Below are 16,011 nucleotides of genomic sequence, written 5' to 3'. Positions count from 1 at the left end.
CTCTCAATGGCTATCTCATTAGTGACTTAAATCGGACAAAGAGGTTGCTATTGACCTGAGATCCAAGATCAGCGATATTGCCGCCTCTGAGAACGAAGATTCCAGGCGATTTCCGGCAGAAGCTGCCGAATCCACGTGCTTGTAATCTTCGTTTTGACAAAGTCTTACAAAAATTGATCTCACTGTTGAGCCAGGGAAGGCGACACTGATGCGATTATTAAAACGCGGCTTAAGCTGTCTGACAATCACCGGATATATCGGTATTTTGCTGTTTGGCATTTTCTGTCACACATTCACATTTCGTACCGGCAGTCATCCCGGGATGTACTACATCGTCTGGGATATGTTCTGTGGCTGGTCCGCTTATTCGATCCGCACACACATCATTGGGGAAGGGATCAGCGGCAAGTATTACGAACTGTCTCCCGGGCCTTGGGGTGATTACTACCCCTATGGAGGACTGGGACGTCGTCACTACGATACGACAGGGGATGCCTGGGTCCGCATGGCGATGAATACGCTCGATAAAACGGATCACGAACCGATGCTGCGGATCATGTGCATCGAGGAAGCCTGGTGCAAGAAATATAATCTGCCCGATGCCGTCTGGGATCAACGCTATGAGGAGCAGAAGGACTTTCAGAACTATTATCGTCTGAGAAAAGTCATTACTCCGGATGGGATGGTCGCACAAACCTATGTGCCCTGGTTGACGCGTCAGCGAACGCTGCAGGTCAGTGATAATCCACGTCTCTTATCAGATATGAATCGTGGGCGTTCGTTCTTCGCGACAACCGTCGGTCAGCAGGTCATGGATGCCGGCTTCCAGCATGATCCGGATGTTCCCGTGCATCTCTCTTCGCCCGTCGGTAACTGAGAAACCTGATTTCAGCGGTATCTGCCGTTTCCCATTCTTTTGATTTCGATTCGCTACAATAAACAGGATTGCAAGCATGGATGCTCCAGAAGTGATTTCAACACAAACCGGAAAACTTCGTGATCGCTTCCGTCAGTTCTTTTTTGCAAAAGAAGTACCTTATGGACTGGCGATTGTCCGGATGCTGGTTCCCCTGGTTCTGCTGGGAACCGTCTGCACCCGCTGGCCTTTTGCCCGGGAACTGTTTTCTGCAGATGGCGCTCCTGCACCACTGGCAGACCTGTTTCGTTATTATGACTACCTTCCCGTGCTGCCCGGCACGGTCGCCGTTGGACTATTTACCGCCCTGGCATTCTTCCTGTTCTGCAGCAGTATTGGCTGGATGACGCGCTTCTCGCTGGTTGCGTCCCTGATCCTCTATACCTACTTCTGTTTTATGGACTGTATCAGCATGGCGACCAAATATTCGGCCATCTCTACCCATGTCCTGTTTATTCTCTCCCTGTCTCATTGTGGTGCCGTCTGGTCGGTTGACAGCTGGCTGAAAGGGAAGAGAGCAGCACGCAACTGGCCCCAGTATGCGAAACTGGATCCACCCCGCTTTGAAGTCTGGCCGCAGCGATTGATGCAGATTCTGATCGCCCTGATTTACTTCGGTGCTGCGATTACAAAGCTGCATACGCCTGGGTACCTGGAAGGGGATCAGATCATTTACTGGGCCATGTCCCGCTATAATAACCCGCATCCACTGGGAGAATATCTCACGCTGTACCCGATTATTGTATCGGTGATGTCCTACGTGGCGATTGTCTGGGAAATTGTCTTCATCTTTGTAGTCTGGCGTAAATGGGGACGTCCCATCGCACTGGCTCTGGGAGCGTCGTTCCATATCGGTACGCTGTTCTCACTAGGGCTTTACATCTTCCCGATGATTTCCATCGCGATCTATTTCTGTTTCCTGAAAGAATCGGATGTGCAATGGGTGTCTGCCCGTCTGCGGAGACTCTATCGCCGGGGAGGCTGGTTCCAGCGTAACCTGGACCGTTGCAGAGCTCTGATTGAACAGTTCCGCCCCCAGCCGGTTGCCAGCTGGAAATCACCCACTGCCTGGGTCACCGGAATCGCGGCAGTACTGGCTCTGGGAGTTTATGCTGAATACGAGCAGGATCTGTATGGAATCCGTCGCCCCGAAGGCCGGATGACGCTGCACGAAGTCGAGCCGGAACTTGTAGCGGAGATGCTCAGGCCCGAACAGACGATGCGTGAAAAAGACAAGTTTCTCTCTGTCGATGTCGGAACGCAGATGGTGGGTGGCTGGTTGATCAACCGCAAATCTGAATTTGAACTGGGAGAATCAATTCTCGTTCAATGCAGTCTGAACCCGCCTCATGAAGATCTCTGGGTGGACTGTCATCTCTGTGAAGAGAGTGGCCGCATCGTATATCGCACCGGTCAGATTGCGACCCGGGAAAACTTGCGGGCCATCTTCCAGTTCTATCCCGAGGAGATCCTGGCACCCGGGAAATATTATATTTCCGTCAAATCGAAGGGTGTAGAAGTGATGCGACGATCAGTAACTCTGCTTCCCAAACTTTCGGCCATGGCGAACTGAAGAGGGAGCCGGCTACCGGAGTTGTGAGCTTACTGCTCCGGTGCCGACTTGAGCAGTTTTTCGATCACGGTATTTAATACCGTTTCGACTTGTGGTGCAACCCGGCTGGCGCGGGGGCTCGACTCATAGCCTCCCTGGCTGTAAGCGATTTCGGTGCAGATGTAGCCCGGACCATAGTCACCGTAGGCCGCCAGGCAGACCGTTCGGCCGGGAGCCAGTTCCTGTGCTTTCAGCTGATATTCGATGAACAGTTCACCCGGCAGATGCAGGATCGAAGCTGATTTGAGGTGCAGGCAGGTGATGGGAATCTGATGTCCCTGGCTGGCCCGCTGGTACCAGACCAGGTTGAATGCAGCCGAGGCTCGTTCGCGCGGAGTTTTACTTGCGTCCTCGATGATTGACTTGAGCTGTTCAGGATCCAGGTGTGACGCGACGGGTAGCGCTGTCATTTCGGTCTTCCAGTGCAGGTCCTCGGGATTCACAGCAACTTTCTGTTGAGTCTCAAATGCCAGCTGCATGGCTTTCTCAATTCGCTGTGCGAGAACTGGACGCATTTCAGGCTCGCCATTGTTGTACTTGCCGGCGGCAATATTGCCTGCAGCGCCGTTGAAGTAAACGTTGAGTGTACCTGGTAATGCCTCATTGCGTGCCTCCCGGGCCATGCCGACAAATTCATAATTGACATCTCCCTGACCGTAATAGCTTTGGGGATGCGTCGCATAGTAGTTCAGAACAGCGATCGGTTTCTCACCGTTCCAGAAACAGATTGAACGCAGGTAGGGATCAATCACTCCTTCCGGTGCATTTATCGCTTCAGGGGCTTTTGACTTGCTCCAGCGCATCAGTCGCACTTTGCCATCATCGCCCAGCAGTCTGCGATTCGATGCCACCTTGTTGACTTTTGCTTTGCCAATACCCAGATGTGTTACCTTTTGTGGTTGTTTTAAACCCGTACGAATGGCACTCGCCACTTTCTGGATGTACTGCAGACCGTAGGCATTGTCGTATTTCAAGCCTCCCAGTCCCTCGTTCTCCAGGATACGACCGGTGGCAAAATCGATCCGGGGGGCGTCGTGTTGATGCAGGGAATGAACGGCAACCCGCTCCGGTGTGGTTCCGGCAGCTTCAGCCAGCTTTTCACGCCAGGTATCGTAGCCTTCGTTTCCAATGCCAATCGCATCCACGGCACACAGAACGACCGGCGCTTCATCAGAGAGCAGGACCACTCCCCGGGCATATAGGGGCGTCACAATTTTCCGCGCTGGAGCATATGCCACAGGCTGTCCCAACTCAGGAGTGACATCCTGATTGAAAGGAACAATTTGCAGATCGCCGGCGAACAGAGATCGCACGCTAAGAGAAACGGCCAGGATGAGTAAAGATGTCGAGGAGATTCGGTGTCGGCACTGCATGTGGCTGTTTCCTGAAGCGAGTTGATTAGAACGCATTAGCTCAGATGTTTCGTTAAGAGCAGCTATTGAACTTAAACAGTACTGACAGTGGAAGCAAGCAGGTGGGGAAGCTGGTCGGGACTCCCAGATCTAAACGTCCTGTTAACGGACTGGAAAAAGTTGAAAGCAGACTCTCTTCCCTTAATCGAGCATTTTGTGAAATTTTTTAATTTTTTCGCAATTTCGCATCTCTCACAGACGTCCAATCTTCCAGTGAATGAGCCAAAAAAACTATACTTAATTCTATAAACTCTGAATTTGACGCTTTTTACGCGATTACCCTGTTTGCTGTCCATTCTCTACAGATGCCAGGGTACTGAGTAATGTACAAAAGGTGGGTTACATGCGCTGTCTGAGATGCACTCCTCGTTTCGTTCTTCTGATCTGTCTGGCATGCACATTACTAGGAGGAGTGTCCCGCCCGGCACTCGCTCAAGCCAAAGTCGAAGCAGAGAAACCTGCCGCTGGCGAGGCTGATTCATCAGGGAAAGAACAGGATGACTGGGATCGCCTGATCTATATCCCTTTCAAGAATATCAAGGACGTATTCCAGAAATCGGATGCAACGGTTTTCATGCCGTATGTCGAGTATCTGAAACTCTGGTCGCAGTCAGCGGGACTGGGGACGGACGGGAAGATTCAGTTTCCTGTCAAAGCTGTGGTGACGAGCTCGTCTTACACGGCCACGATCGAAGAGAATGTCGCCCGGATCCAATGTAATCTGACCGTTCAGGTGATGGGTGATCCCTGGGTCGAGCTGCCCCTGCAGTTTGGTGATGCCGCCATTGGTAAAGTCACTTCAGAAAAATCAAAGGTCTTTCTGCGCGGCACCGGGCCGGGGCAGTACGCGCTGCTCCTGTCCGAAAAAGGCGAACACCAGGTTCAGATTGAACTGTTAACGCGGGTGAAAAATTCGCCGGAAGGACATCAGTTTCAGTTTGCCTGCCCGACAGTAGGCATCACCACCCTGGATCTCACGATTCCCGAACCGGATCAGACTGTCAAAATCAATCCGCAACTGGTCCGCCTGCCCGCGAAGTCAGCTGAGAAATCGACCGTTGAGAAATCGACCGTTGTGAAATCGACTGTCGGAGCCACCAATCAGATCAGTGTGCTCTGGTATCCCCGGGAAAGCAGCAAGCCGGAGATGGACCTGCTGGCCAGTGTCGAGAACTCTACTCTGGTTTTCATTCGTGATGGACTGGTACATACCCAGGCGACTTTAAAATACGATGTCCTGCGGGGGGACATGAAATCGGCACGCATCGCGGTTCCCCTCAATGACCGAATTCTGGATCTCTCATCAGCCAATACAAAAATCAAGAGCTGGAAAGTTGAAAAGGGCGATGGACGTCAGGTGATACAGGTTGAATTTCTGAATCAGTTACAGGACGACGCACAGATCGAAGTGCATACTGAAAAAGAAATTCCCGAAGAGCCGTTTGAGATCCTGGGACTCTCCGATTCCGCGACGCACGGAATTCATGCCCTGGACGTCATCCGGGAAAGCGGCCAGATTGCCATCGACGCGGGTGAGACCATGACCTTCACCGTCACGAATTTTGAAGGTGTGACCCGCAGCGAAGCTAATGGTATCCCGGAGAACATCCGCCGACTCGGAGCTGTCTACTATCGCTTTTTCAATCCCTCGGCAACGTTGCAGATCCGTGTGCAGCCCCTCGAACCCCGAATCTTCGTTGCGCAACAGACGGACTGCTATTTCGGTGAAGACGAAATCAAAGTCACAGCGCAGCTCAATTATGATATCCAGCGGGCCGGAATCTTTTCCTTCCAGTTGAAAGTGCCCGAAGATCTGGAGATCGATTCCGTGAATGTTTCCGGGTTGAAAGAATACAACTTCGACAAAGAGTCCCATCTGCTGACGGTATCCCTGCAACAGAAATTTCAAGGAAAACTGAAACTGCAGGTTCGCGGGCATCGGAATCTGGCTCAGGATGACCTTTCCGGAACGGTCAATATTCCCATTCTGGAAGCGACCGACGTCGAACGTGAGACAGGTCAGATTGCCCTGTATGCACCGGAATCGATGGAGCTGATTATCAGTAACCCGGATGTGGTTGGTGCCCAGCCGGCCAACAGCCCCCAGCAGCGACTGTCAACTCGGCTGGCGTTGGCTTCGGTATGGGAATACAACCGGCGTCCCGTGGTGATTCCGGTTGAGATTCAGATCAAACCGACACGACTGGTGGCTGATGTCGCCACCTCCATCAATGTCAAAGAACAGATTGCAGAGGTAACCAGCCGCATCAATTACCAGGTTCAGTACGCTGGCGTCGACACGTTTCGGTTCGCTGTTCCGGAGGCAATCGCGGACCTGGTTCAAATCAGATCGCTTTCGCCGGCACCCGCTCCCTCCATCAAACAGAAAAGCCGGGCCGAGCAGGCCGTTGATGGCTGGGTGACCTGGACGATCATCACACAGCGGAATGTGCAGGGACCTTACACGCTGGAAGTTCGTTATGATATCACACCAGGCCTGCAGGCAGTCGCAAAAGCTCCTGAAGTAAAGAAACCGGCGGCTGAAGGAGAAAAAGAAGCGAAAGAAAACGAAGACGCTGGGCAGGAGAAAACTGAAGAATCAGAGAAAGCAGCCGAGGATCCCTCTGGCGATATAGCCCTGAAGCAGATTGCCTTACAACCATTAAAAGTGCTGGGGTTGGAGAAAACCGATGACCAGCCACGCTCGCGAAACGTACCACTCGCACGCGTGTATGGTGAAATCGCTGTCAGCAAGTCCAAGACCCTCTCGGTAACTACCGCTGAGTTGTCAGATCAACTGGAGCCGATCGACCTGAGAGAGCTGACATTACTACCGCGGGATGGTTTTCTCGCTTATCGCTATTTCAGCCAGCCGGTCATGCTCGACCTCGCTTCCACGCGCCATAAGATCCAGGAAGTCGTAGAGACAATCGTACTGAAGTCCTTGGTGGAAATTGTGGTCAGTAAAGAAGGACGTTCCACGTATCGTTGTCGCTATCTGATGAAGTCCAGCGAGCGTCAACAGTTGAAAGTCGCTTTGCCCGAGGGCATCGAGCCTTTAAGTATCACTGTTGCCGGTCAGCCGGTTCCGCTGGAAAAAGCAGATGACAGCGAGAGCGAAGAAGGCTGGACCAGCTACTTCGTGAATGTCTCTCGCGATCAGGCATCAGATGAGTCATTCCTCGTCAGCCTGATGTTTACGAAGGCCGTGCCACGCATCACTGACTCGCCCGGCGGTAAGCTGGGATTGCCGTTACCTCGACTGGGAGGTGTGCAGGCTGCGAATGTAGTAGTACAACAGTTGAAAACCGTGATCTGGGTGCCGGATGACTATGCTCTGGTTCGTTCCTCTGATGATTTTAAATCGGAGTTCGAACCTCATCTGGCCGGCGTGATTCCTAAGCGGGGTGGGATTGATGCAGACGCATCCTTTTTCGATTCCTGGATCGGCGTTTCAGCTGGATCACTGATCGATTTTCCGACAGAGGGCCGTGCTTACAGCTTCACCCGCCTGGGGGGCAGTCCGGAGATTGAAGTCTCCTGGTGGAAACTCTCCCTCTACAGCTGGGTTCTGGGAATTGCTCTGGTTGTGATTGCCGTCGTCATGCGCAAGACCCCCTGGGAAAACAAAGTTACGGTGCTGATTGTTCTCGGGTTTCTGTTAGCCATGTTCAGTCTGACCAATGCAGACAAAATTCTGCATGGCCTCTACGCGGCCCGATACGGAATTCTGGCTCTGTTTGCAATCTGGATTCTGTATTCGATCGCAGCACTCCGCTCCGTAGGTATCGCTGATCATAAAGCTGACGATTCACAGCTGGACCTTGCCGACAAATCAGTGGCAGTAATTCCGCCTCCCGGTGTCTTCGATGATTTCCAGGATGACCAGACTGACGAGAAATAGCAGATAAGTCTGAAACTACCAAAACGGATTCACCGAGAGTTGAATCAAATCCGACTGTGAGCGACTAACTGCATGAGGTTCGCCATGAATATAAAATCAAAAACGATATCCGCACCTGCTGTTACTGGTGTGTCTGAAATACGCCAATTTCTGAATCTTTCACTGGCGATCACAGTCTGCCTGGGATGCCTCTCGACGTGGTTTACTGGGGAACTCCCCGCCCAGAAAACGAACAGTAAAAAAGTGGCTGTCAAACAAAAACAGTCGATGCCCGCACCGAAGCCGCCTCATTGGCCAGAGACAGCCGTCTATCTGCCCCTGGATCAACTGGACGCTTTAATGTCGCGTGACCGCAGCGGTGTGCTGTTGCCGCGTGCGCAGTATGAGTCGCTCAAAGAACAGGCGGAAGCCAATATCGGAGGGACCGGACTGCCTGATGCACGATCTGTTATCTATGGTGCTGTCTACGAGGCGACTCTCTCAGATCGGCAACTAGTCATTAAGGCCCGCATTTCGATTCGCCAGTTTCCTCAACAACTGACGGCTGTCGAATTGCCTCTGCAGGGACTGGCATTGGAATCGGCCGAACTGGACGGGAAGCCTGCCATGCTCGCCCGGCAGTCCGGAAAGAATTCGCAACTGCAGCTATTCAGCAAGGGGGCAGGGGAACATCAACTGGAACTGCAGCTTTCAGCTCCTCTAAATACGGTTGGCAGTGATCAGGTCTCCCAGTTTCAGTTACTGCCCGGTGTGCCCAGTCAGTTCAAAATGAAAGTTCCCACTGATCGGCATCTGGTGGTTAACGAATTGAAGGTGAAATCCACTTCCCAGGAGGGAGAACAGGCCGCTTATGAGTTCCCGGTGGGGGGAGATGGTAAGGTCAGCATTAAAATTACCGAGCAGTCACAGCAGCAGACCAACGATTCTCTGATTTTCGCACAGAGTGGGATTGGTGTTTCTGTCAGTCCCGGTAAAGTCGCCTGGCAGGCGCAGACCACGCTCAATATCTACGGACAGTCGCTGGATCGGGTGATTCTGAGTGTGCCCCAGTCCCTGGAAATTGTCAGTGTGGAATCAACGGGGCTGGAATCCTGGACGTTGAATGACAGCATGCGGGATCGTAACCGAACAGAAATCACATTGAATTATCGGCAACCGATCGAGGGCGAACGACAGATCATCTGCCGGGGCGTCATGACTACGGAAACGGATGAAGACTGGAATGTCCCCGATTTATTCATTGAAAAGGTCAACTCCCACGTCGGATCCATTCTGATCCGCTACCCGCCAGGAGTTCGGCTCCAGGTCGAGAGAACGCGAAATGTCAGACGGAAAGCCCAGACTGCACAGGCGACACGTCAAAGAACTCCCGTGCGACAGACTACGGGGCCGGGCCTGGATTTTGATTTCTGGCAGGAAGATTTTCGTATTTCACTGATCACGCAGGAAAAACGTTCCGAGGTGCAGATGGCAGCATCTACCGTGATCAACATCAATGAACAGGGAATGGATCTTCGCCTGGTGACCACGGTGGAAAGCCTGTTTGCTCCCATGTTTGAGTTTGAAGCAAACCTGCCTGCCGAGTGGACCATTCTGGGAGCGACTTTTAAAGATCAGCCAATCGACTGGAAAGAATCCTCTCGTGAAGCGGGTGCCAAACAGATACGCCTTCCTTTCCCGGATGCACTGCCGGCGAACCAGGAAGCACGTGTGATTATTACCGCACATCGCGATCTGGAGAACTGGCCCCCTGAAACAGAAGGCCAGCTACTCAACTTGCCTCAAATTGAATTGCCCCAGGCCAAAATCCTGGAGGGAACGCTGGTCATCAATGCGGAGAATGACTGGGATCTGGTTCCCAGTGAACTGACCGGCCTGGAACCGATGCAGGATAGTATTCCCAACATGCGGTTCGGTTATCAATATCAGGACAACAGCTATTCAGGCAGCCTGACTGTTTCCCGAAAACCTTTGCAGATGGCCGCACATCATCTGCAGTATGTCCGGCTCGACCAGACTACGCTCTTCTCACACTATGAGGCAACTCTCAATGTCGAACGCGGGAGTTTCCGGTCTCTGATGGTCGCTCTGCCGGAAAGTGTGGGAACCGATCTGCAGTTTCAATTAATCGATTCCGCGGGACGCATCATTGAACAGGCGGCCGAAGAACCACAGAACGGAGTGCGCGTCTGGAAATTGAAGATGGATCGCCGCTTGAGTGGAAAGCAGACCCTGACAGTGACCGTCGAACAACCTCGACCTGAAGGAGAGGTTGTGCAGATTCCGCAACTGCAGATCATGTCTGCAGATCGTCAGTATGGAGAGGTTGCATTCGAAGCGGAAGGCGATCAGCGTCTGCAGATTAAAGCAACCGGCGTCCGAGGTCAGGCCCTGAATTCGATCGATGCCGCAGAGTTACCTGCCCCCATCACTTACGTGCCCCAGGAACGCATTGTTGCTGCATTCCGGTTTGTGGGCGCCGGTCATCAGATACAGGTCCAGGAAACCCGTTTCGATCAGACGGCTGTACCCACCGCGATTGCGCATCACCTTCAGATTCAAAGCGTACTGGGCTCTGCAGGAGAAGTTCAAAACGAAGCTGCACTCAACTTTTCTGCTGTCGGGATTCAGGCTCTGCAGGTCACACTTCCCGAGGGTGCAGAACTGTTGTCGGCCCAGATTGGTGGAACCCCGGTTGAGGTACGTCAGACAGGTGCTGCTTTCATGATACCCGTGACTGCAGATAGCCAGACCGATGGCACGCATACCTTGAAACTCCTCTACGATGCGAATCGTGGAAACGTGGCATGGAAAGATCGACTCTCTGCAGTGCCTCCGCGGGTCGCCGTTGTTGACGGAGCCGGACAGATCCAGCCGCTACAGATTATGAACCAGGCCTGGACGATTCTGTATCCCCAGGACACTTTCATTACCGACAGCACCGGGGATTTCGTTCCCGACCAACCCCTGGGACGACCGGGGATGATCGAACGAGTCCGTCAGCACCTCTCAATTGTACCAATCCGCGAGATGGGCGGGCGCGTTCTGGCTGCCTGTTTTGTGCTGTTGATTGCAGTGGTGAGTGTCTACGCCTATCGCAGGGGCGGGGTAAATGTGGTGATTTCCCTGTTCGGCGGGTTTATCCTGCTTTGTATTGTTATCGCACTCATGCTGCCTGCAGTGCAGCAGTCACGAGAAGCAGCACGCCGTTCCATGTCTAAAAATGAATTGAAAGATATTGAACTCCGTCTTCACAATGCACCACAACCCACTTCCAGTATCGAAGAAAATGCTGATACCTCGGTTCCCCAGACGGAAGCGGCGCTGGGTTTTGAAATGAAAGAGCAGGTTGATGGGCTGACGAGAAAACTCAAGGAACCAACTTCGCAATCTGAGGAAATGAATCGGTCTGGTGAATCGAAATCTCGAGATGGCAAAGCCAAATTCGACAGGCAGGCTGGAGGCACGCAAGGCAAGCCGGCGTCTGAGATCGCGGGGGAAGATTTAATTAAGGAGGCGGAGTTTCCTCCTGCTCCGGCGAAAGCACTGGGAGGTCGACTTTCGGTTGTCGCACCACTGCCTGCTCCGGAAGGTTATCGCTCACTGGAATTTCAGTATTACGGCGAGCCCCATAAATCCGGGCTGTCGCTGGATGTGACGTTGCAGGCCCTGAAAATCAATCGTCGTCTGTTTCTGATTGTGATGGTCGGAGTGCTCTGGCTGGGCTGGCTAATGCGGAGCCGCACATGTCTGCAGCGTTGCCTGGTGCTGTTATTGGGGATTTTTCTCCCGATCACCTGCAGTGCGTTTCTGCCTGCAGGAGTGCAGCCAATTCTGGATGGTCTTTTCATCGGTTCGCTACTGGTCGGTTTATGCTGGAGTGTGGAATGGATGATCGACAAGCTGGGACGGGAATGCTGTCGCTGGAATGCTACTGCAGACAAGAAGCAGGCGACGGTCACCACATTGCTCCTGCTGGGTTTCTGTCTGGGAGCTCCAGTAAATGGAGTAGCTCAGACTAGAGAAATCCCTCCCGTCCCCAGGCTACCGCAAAACCTGGTGATTCCTTATGAAACAGGCACTGATCCGCTCGATTCACAACGCATCTTTCTGCCGCAGGATGAATTCAGGAAACTCTGGAATGCAGCGCATCCGGATGAACCCATCGATCAGCAGGCAGCTTCTGAGGGAACTGTCAGTCAGGCACTGTATGCCACGGAATTAAAACCGGGGGCGGAAACCGGACAGGCGGTCGTGCATGTCAAAGGGCGTCTGGTCATCCACACGGTTGGTTCACAGCCGGTGACAGTCGCCTTGCCTTTAGGGAAAGCGGCCATCAGCAGTGCTCAGCTCGATGGAAAGTCGGCCACATTATTGACTCATCCGGAACACAAATTCGCCAGTAATAAAATTGTTTCACAAACGATGTATTCCATCGTAATTTCACAGGCGGGACTGCATATCCTCGATCTGGAACTGGACCTCCCTGCTCAACAGAGCGGAACGGCGGGGAGTTTCAAATTCGATCTCCTGCCTGTGGCCAGCGGGCGCTTGACACTCGATCTTCCCAATGCAACTTCGGAGGTCAGCATCACGGGAACCCGGTCCACTTATCGGAAACAGGCAACTGCAGGTAAATCGACCCTGGAACTGCCTGTAGATCAGGGAGGCCAACTGCAGATTTCCTGGCGTCAGGCAGAAGAGCGGGGTGCGATTCAAGGCATTGTGCATTGTGATACCAGTCTGTCAGCGGTCGTCCAGGACGCGGGACTGCGGTTGCACAGTCTGCATCAATATCAGGTGCGACAGGGGACGATTAACCAGGCATTGTTGAAGGTTCCCGGGGACATTCGCATTCAGTCCGTAACCGGTCCCGATGTGGGCGGCTGGGAAATGGTGGGGACCGGAGAAGATCGACGTATCAAAGTCTTTTTAAGACGCGATATCAAAGATGGGACACGCATCAAAGTGGAAGCGTTTCAGTCGCTGTCTGTTGGAAAGCAGAATCGTTCGCTTAACCTGCCCCAGTTTGTTCCTGAAACCATCACAAATGAAACCGGGACCATCGGCGTCTATGCAGAGCCTCAGTTTCAGATTCGTCCGGAGAAAATATCCGGAGCGATACAAATCGATACTCAGAAGTATGTGAATCCGGAAACCGCATCGCCGGTCTGGAAAATAGCAGGCCACACTCTGCAGCCCCAATGGGCTTACCGGTTTTCACGTCGGCCCGTGGAGACTCAGTTCTTCCTTTCCCGAAAACAAGCTGAAAAACAGGCCATCGCTGAACATGGAGTCCTTGTTTCGCCTCGCAAACTAAGTATTTCCAGCCGCATCCGCTATCAGCTTAAAGGGATTCCCGAATCAACGTTCGTGCTGGAACTGCCTGAAGCCTATCTCGTCTTGAGTGTCCAGGCACAGGGGCTGGATGACTGGTATGTGATCGAACAGAACGCCGATGACATGCGGGTTCTGGTTCTTGAATTCGCCGAGCTCAAAACCAGCCTGGCAGAAATCGTCGTTGATGGTGTAGTGCCCCGGGAGGGAAATCAGCAACAGGCAGAAGTTATGATCCCCACACCGTTGGCGGTTGCCTCGGTACGCAGTGATCTGGCTATCTGGATCGACGAATCTTTGGTAGCACGTGCCCCCGAACTGGAAGACTGGCGGGCGATTTCCTCTGCCGATTTGTCACCCGAGTTGAAAGCACAGCGTCCGAGTCTGCCTCAATTCGCTTATCGATCCTCGGCAGAGTTGCCGGAGTGGATCAAACTGGAACTCACTCCGGCTCAGCCAAATGTGACGGCTAATTCACTGGTGATGACGACGGTGGGTAATGTGTCGGTCAGCCATACGGTGGGGATTCGCTGGTCGATTCAGGGAGCAGCAACCGATGTGTTGTCGTTTACTACTCCTGCCTGGCTGGGAGAACATCTGGACTTCCGCGGGGATTCAATTCGACAGATCAACAAACGCGTAATCGGCAATGAAATCATCCAATGGACGATTCACCTACAGAACTCGGTCGAAGGAACGTATTTCATCACCGCAGAAACCACGCAGGCACCTCCGGTGACCGGGAAGATTGAGATTCCCGAGGTACGTGTCATGGATACCAGCATTCAGGTTGATTCTCAAACAACCGAACTGGAAATTCAGCAGCATTATCTGATGCTGCTGAATCACAGCTGGGCACGATTGAACCTGCTGAACCCGGAATCGATTACAACGGTCGATCGTGAGGAAATGCCGCTGACACTCGATGATTCCCTGGCTAATCAGGCAATGACCCTGGCTCGGTTGCAGGGGAATGGTAAGCCTCCCGAGTATCAGATTCAGCAGTTCCAGGCAGACCAGGGAGCCGCCGCTGCGGTGAATCTTTCGCAGTTGACGACCGTGCTGGCTCACGATGGCAGCTGGAAAACGCACGCGGAATACCGCTTACGTAACCGTTCACGTCAGTTTCTGGCAGTCATGCTTCCGGAACGGTCGCAGGTCTTGAGTGCTTTTGTCAAAGGTGTGCCGACAGCCCCGGTATTACTCAAACAGGTAGCGGGACCAACAGAGAAGGGCGCAGAAAAACGATCACAAAAGCAGGCGATCTATCTGCTGGCTCTCCCTAAAACGAGTGCGGCTGATCTTTCTTTTTCAGTCAATCTGATTCTCGTCGGTCGGCTGGAGTCCAGTTTGCCCCAGGGGAGATTCAACTGGCAGGGACAGGCACTCGATCTGGAACCGCCGCGGATCGTCACACCAGCTGAGAATGCCGAGTATGGAATTCCCGTCGCCCAGACCAAGTGGACTGTTTATGTTCCCGACGACTATTCGGCAACTCCCTTACTGGATAACTCGCGAACGAATATGTCACCGGTTCTAGCGGAAGCAGAGTACAGCCAATATCAGCTTTCGCTGACGAGTGTTCAGAAAGATGTGGAGAACCTTTACTCCGTATACAGCGGCAGTAAGAGTGACCGTGTGCGAAAACGGGTCATCTCCAACCTGAAAGAACTGGGGAAACAGTTAGATACGGATGACGATGCCCAGACCAGACAGCAGGGGCAGCGAATCAAACAGCAGATCAGCGAACTGCAGCGGAAGGAACAACAGCGTCAGGCACAGCAGGATAAAATGTTGAACGACGCAGTGAATACAAATGGACTCTCCGATTTTGATTCCGAAGACGCTTTCAACAGTCTCGTAATCGGGAATAATGCCTCATTATACAAGTTGAATCGCGCCCCGGCTGAATCCTCGAACGGAGATGGAGTGGCTTCATCAAATACCGCCAGTGACCTGCCTAAACTGAAAAGTTTTTCGATTCGGAATACCGCACCGAAGCAGGCGCCTGGGAAGAAAGGTATTCAGCAGACAACACCTGCCGACAGCCGTGCCTTACGCCGTCAGCAGAGCCTGCAGAATGCGAATGATTTTGCGATGCCTCAGCAGGAATTGCAGCAACAACAGGCGATGCCTGGTCAGTCATCTACTCCACAAGGGCCGGGAATGGCTGGCGGTTTTGGGGGAGGGACGAACCAGAATCCTGAACAGGTAATAAAAGACTGGAAAGCCCGCTTCGACAAACGAGACGCGAGAAATGAGGCAATCACAAATTCCAAAGAAAAAAATGTCTGGAATCAATTAAATGATGTCGAAGAAGCACTCGCCGATACGTACTCTAACGATATGAAATTCGGAAGAGATGCGAAAGAATTGGGTGAATTGACGATACGAAAGGGGCAGGTAAGCCAACAGGCCGGCTGGACGCAAGCAGGCGGGATTTCACTGAAGTTTGATATTCCCCTGAAGGGACACAAGCTGGAATTCACCAAGGTCAATGGGCATCCCAAACTGGCGCTCAAGGTCCGGCCTGAAAATACGTTTGCCTTCGGTTCCGCCCTGGTCTGGACGATCTTCTGGGCAGGGATGCTGATCTTTCTGATTCTGATTGTCACCCGCTACGGAGATTCGATTGTGCTCCGAAAATGGGGCGGTATCATCGTGTCTCTGGTGGGGCTGATCGGCTGGTTGTTCCTCTCCGACTGGTTGGGGAACTTTGCACTGGTCTGCTTTCTACTGGGAGCGATCTGGCTCAGTGCACAGCGAATGAAACCGACTGCTTGAAATTGGACTTCGATCTGTTGTATCTTGCAGGTACGGAAATCAGGAT

The 16,011-nt window shown here is 52.7% G+C and carries 5 protein-coding genes; 4 read left to right on the top strand and 1 reads right to left on the bottom strand.

What is annotated here, in order from left to right; translation table 11 throughout:
• The first annotated feature begins 208 nt into the window (after positions 1-208).
• Positions 209-877, top strand: coding sequence for a hypothetical protein (locus tag RID21_RS11805; protein WP_350189117.1), 669 nt, complete (start codon positions 209-211; stop codon positions 875-877).
• Positions 878-953: 76 nt separating this feature from the next.
• Complete coding sequence (locus RID21_RS11800; protein ID WP_350189115.1) at positions 954-2,489, top strand: HTTM domain-containing protein; 1,536 nt, start codon at positions 954-956, stop codon at positions 2,487-2,489.
• A 29-nt stretch (positions 2,490-2,518) separates the two neighbouring features.
• On the opposite strand, the gene RID21_RS11795 is transcribed toward RID21_RS11800, so the two are convergent.
• Positions 2,519-3,901, bottom strand: a complete 1,383-nt coding sequence (locus RID21_RS11795; protein ID WP_350189113.1) for a hypothetical protein — start codon at positions 3,899-3,901, stop codon at positions 2,519-2,521.
• A 382-nt stretch (positions 3,902-4,283) separates the two neighbouring features.
• Between RID21_RS11795 and RID21_RS11790 the strand changes: the two genes are divergently transcribed.
• Both RID21_RS11790 and RID21_RS11785 read left to right on the top strand, forming a co-directional pair.
• Positions 4,284-7,844, top strand: coding sequence for a hypothetical protein (locus RID21_RS11790; RefSeq protein ID WP_350189111.1), 3,561 nt, complete (start codon positions 4,284-4,286; stop codon positions 7,842-7,844).
• Positions 7,845-7,928: 84 nt separating this feature from the next.
• Entirely contained in the window at positions 7,929-15,965 is an 8,037-nt protein-coding gene (locus RID21_RS11785; protein ID WP_350189109.1) for a hypothetical protein, read from the top strand.
• Positions 15,966-16,011 lie beyond the last annotated feature (46 nt).

The organism is Gimesia sp. (genome assembly GCF_040219335.1).
Classification (GTDB): domain Bacteria; phylum Planctomycetota; class Planctomycetia; order Planctomycetales; family Planctomycetaceae; genus Gimesia.
Note: the sequence above shows the minus strand (reverse complement) of the source record. Positions and strands in the feature narration are given on the sequence as shown.

Bases quoted from the DNA above. Each gene is read 5' to 3' on its own strand.
- RID21_RS11785 (WP_350189109.1), top strand. From the start codon at position 7,929: ATGAATATAAAATCAAAAACGATATCCGCACCTGCTGTTACTGGTGTG.
- RID21_RS11800 (WP_350189115.1), top strand. From the start codon at position 954: ATGGATGCTCCAGAAGTGATTTCAACACAAACCGGAAAACTTCGTGAT.
- RID21_RS11790 (WP_350189111.1), top strand. From the start codon at position 4,284: ATGCGCTGTCTGAGATGCACTCCTCGTTTCGTTCTTCTGATCTGTCTG.
- RID21_RS11805 (WP_350189117.1), top strand. From the start codon at position 209: ATGCGATTATTAAAACGCGGCTTAAGCTGTCTGACAATCACCGGATAT.
- RID21_RS11795 (WP_350189113.1), bottom strand. From the start codon at position 3,901: ATGCAGTGCCGACACCGAATCTCCTCGACATCTTTACTCATCCTGGCC.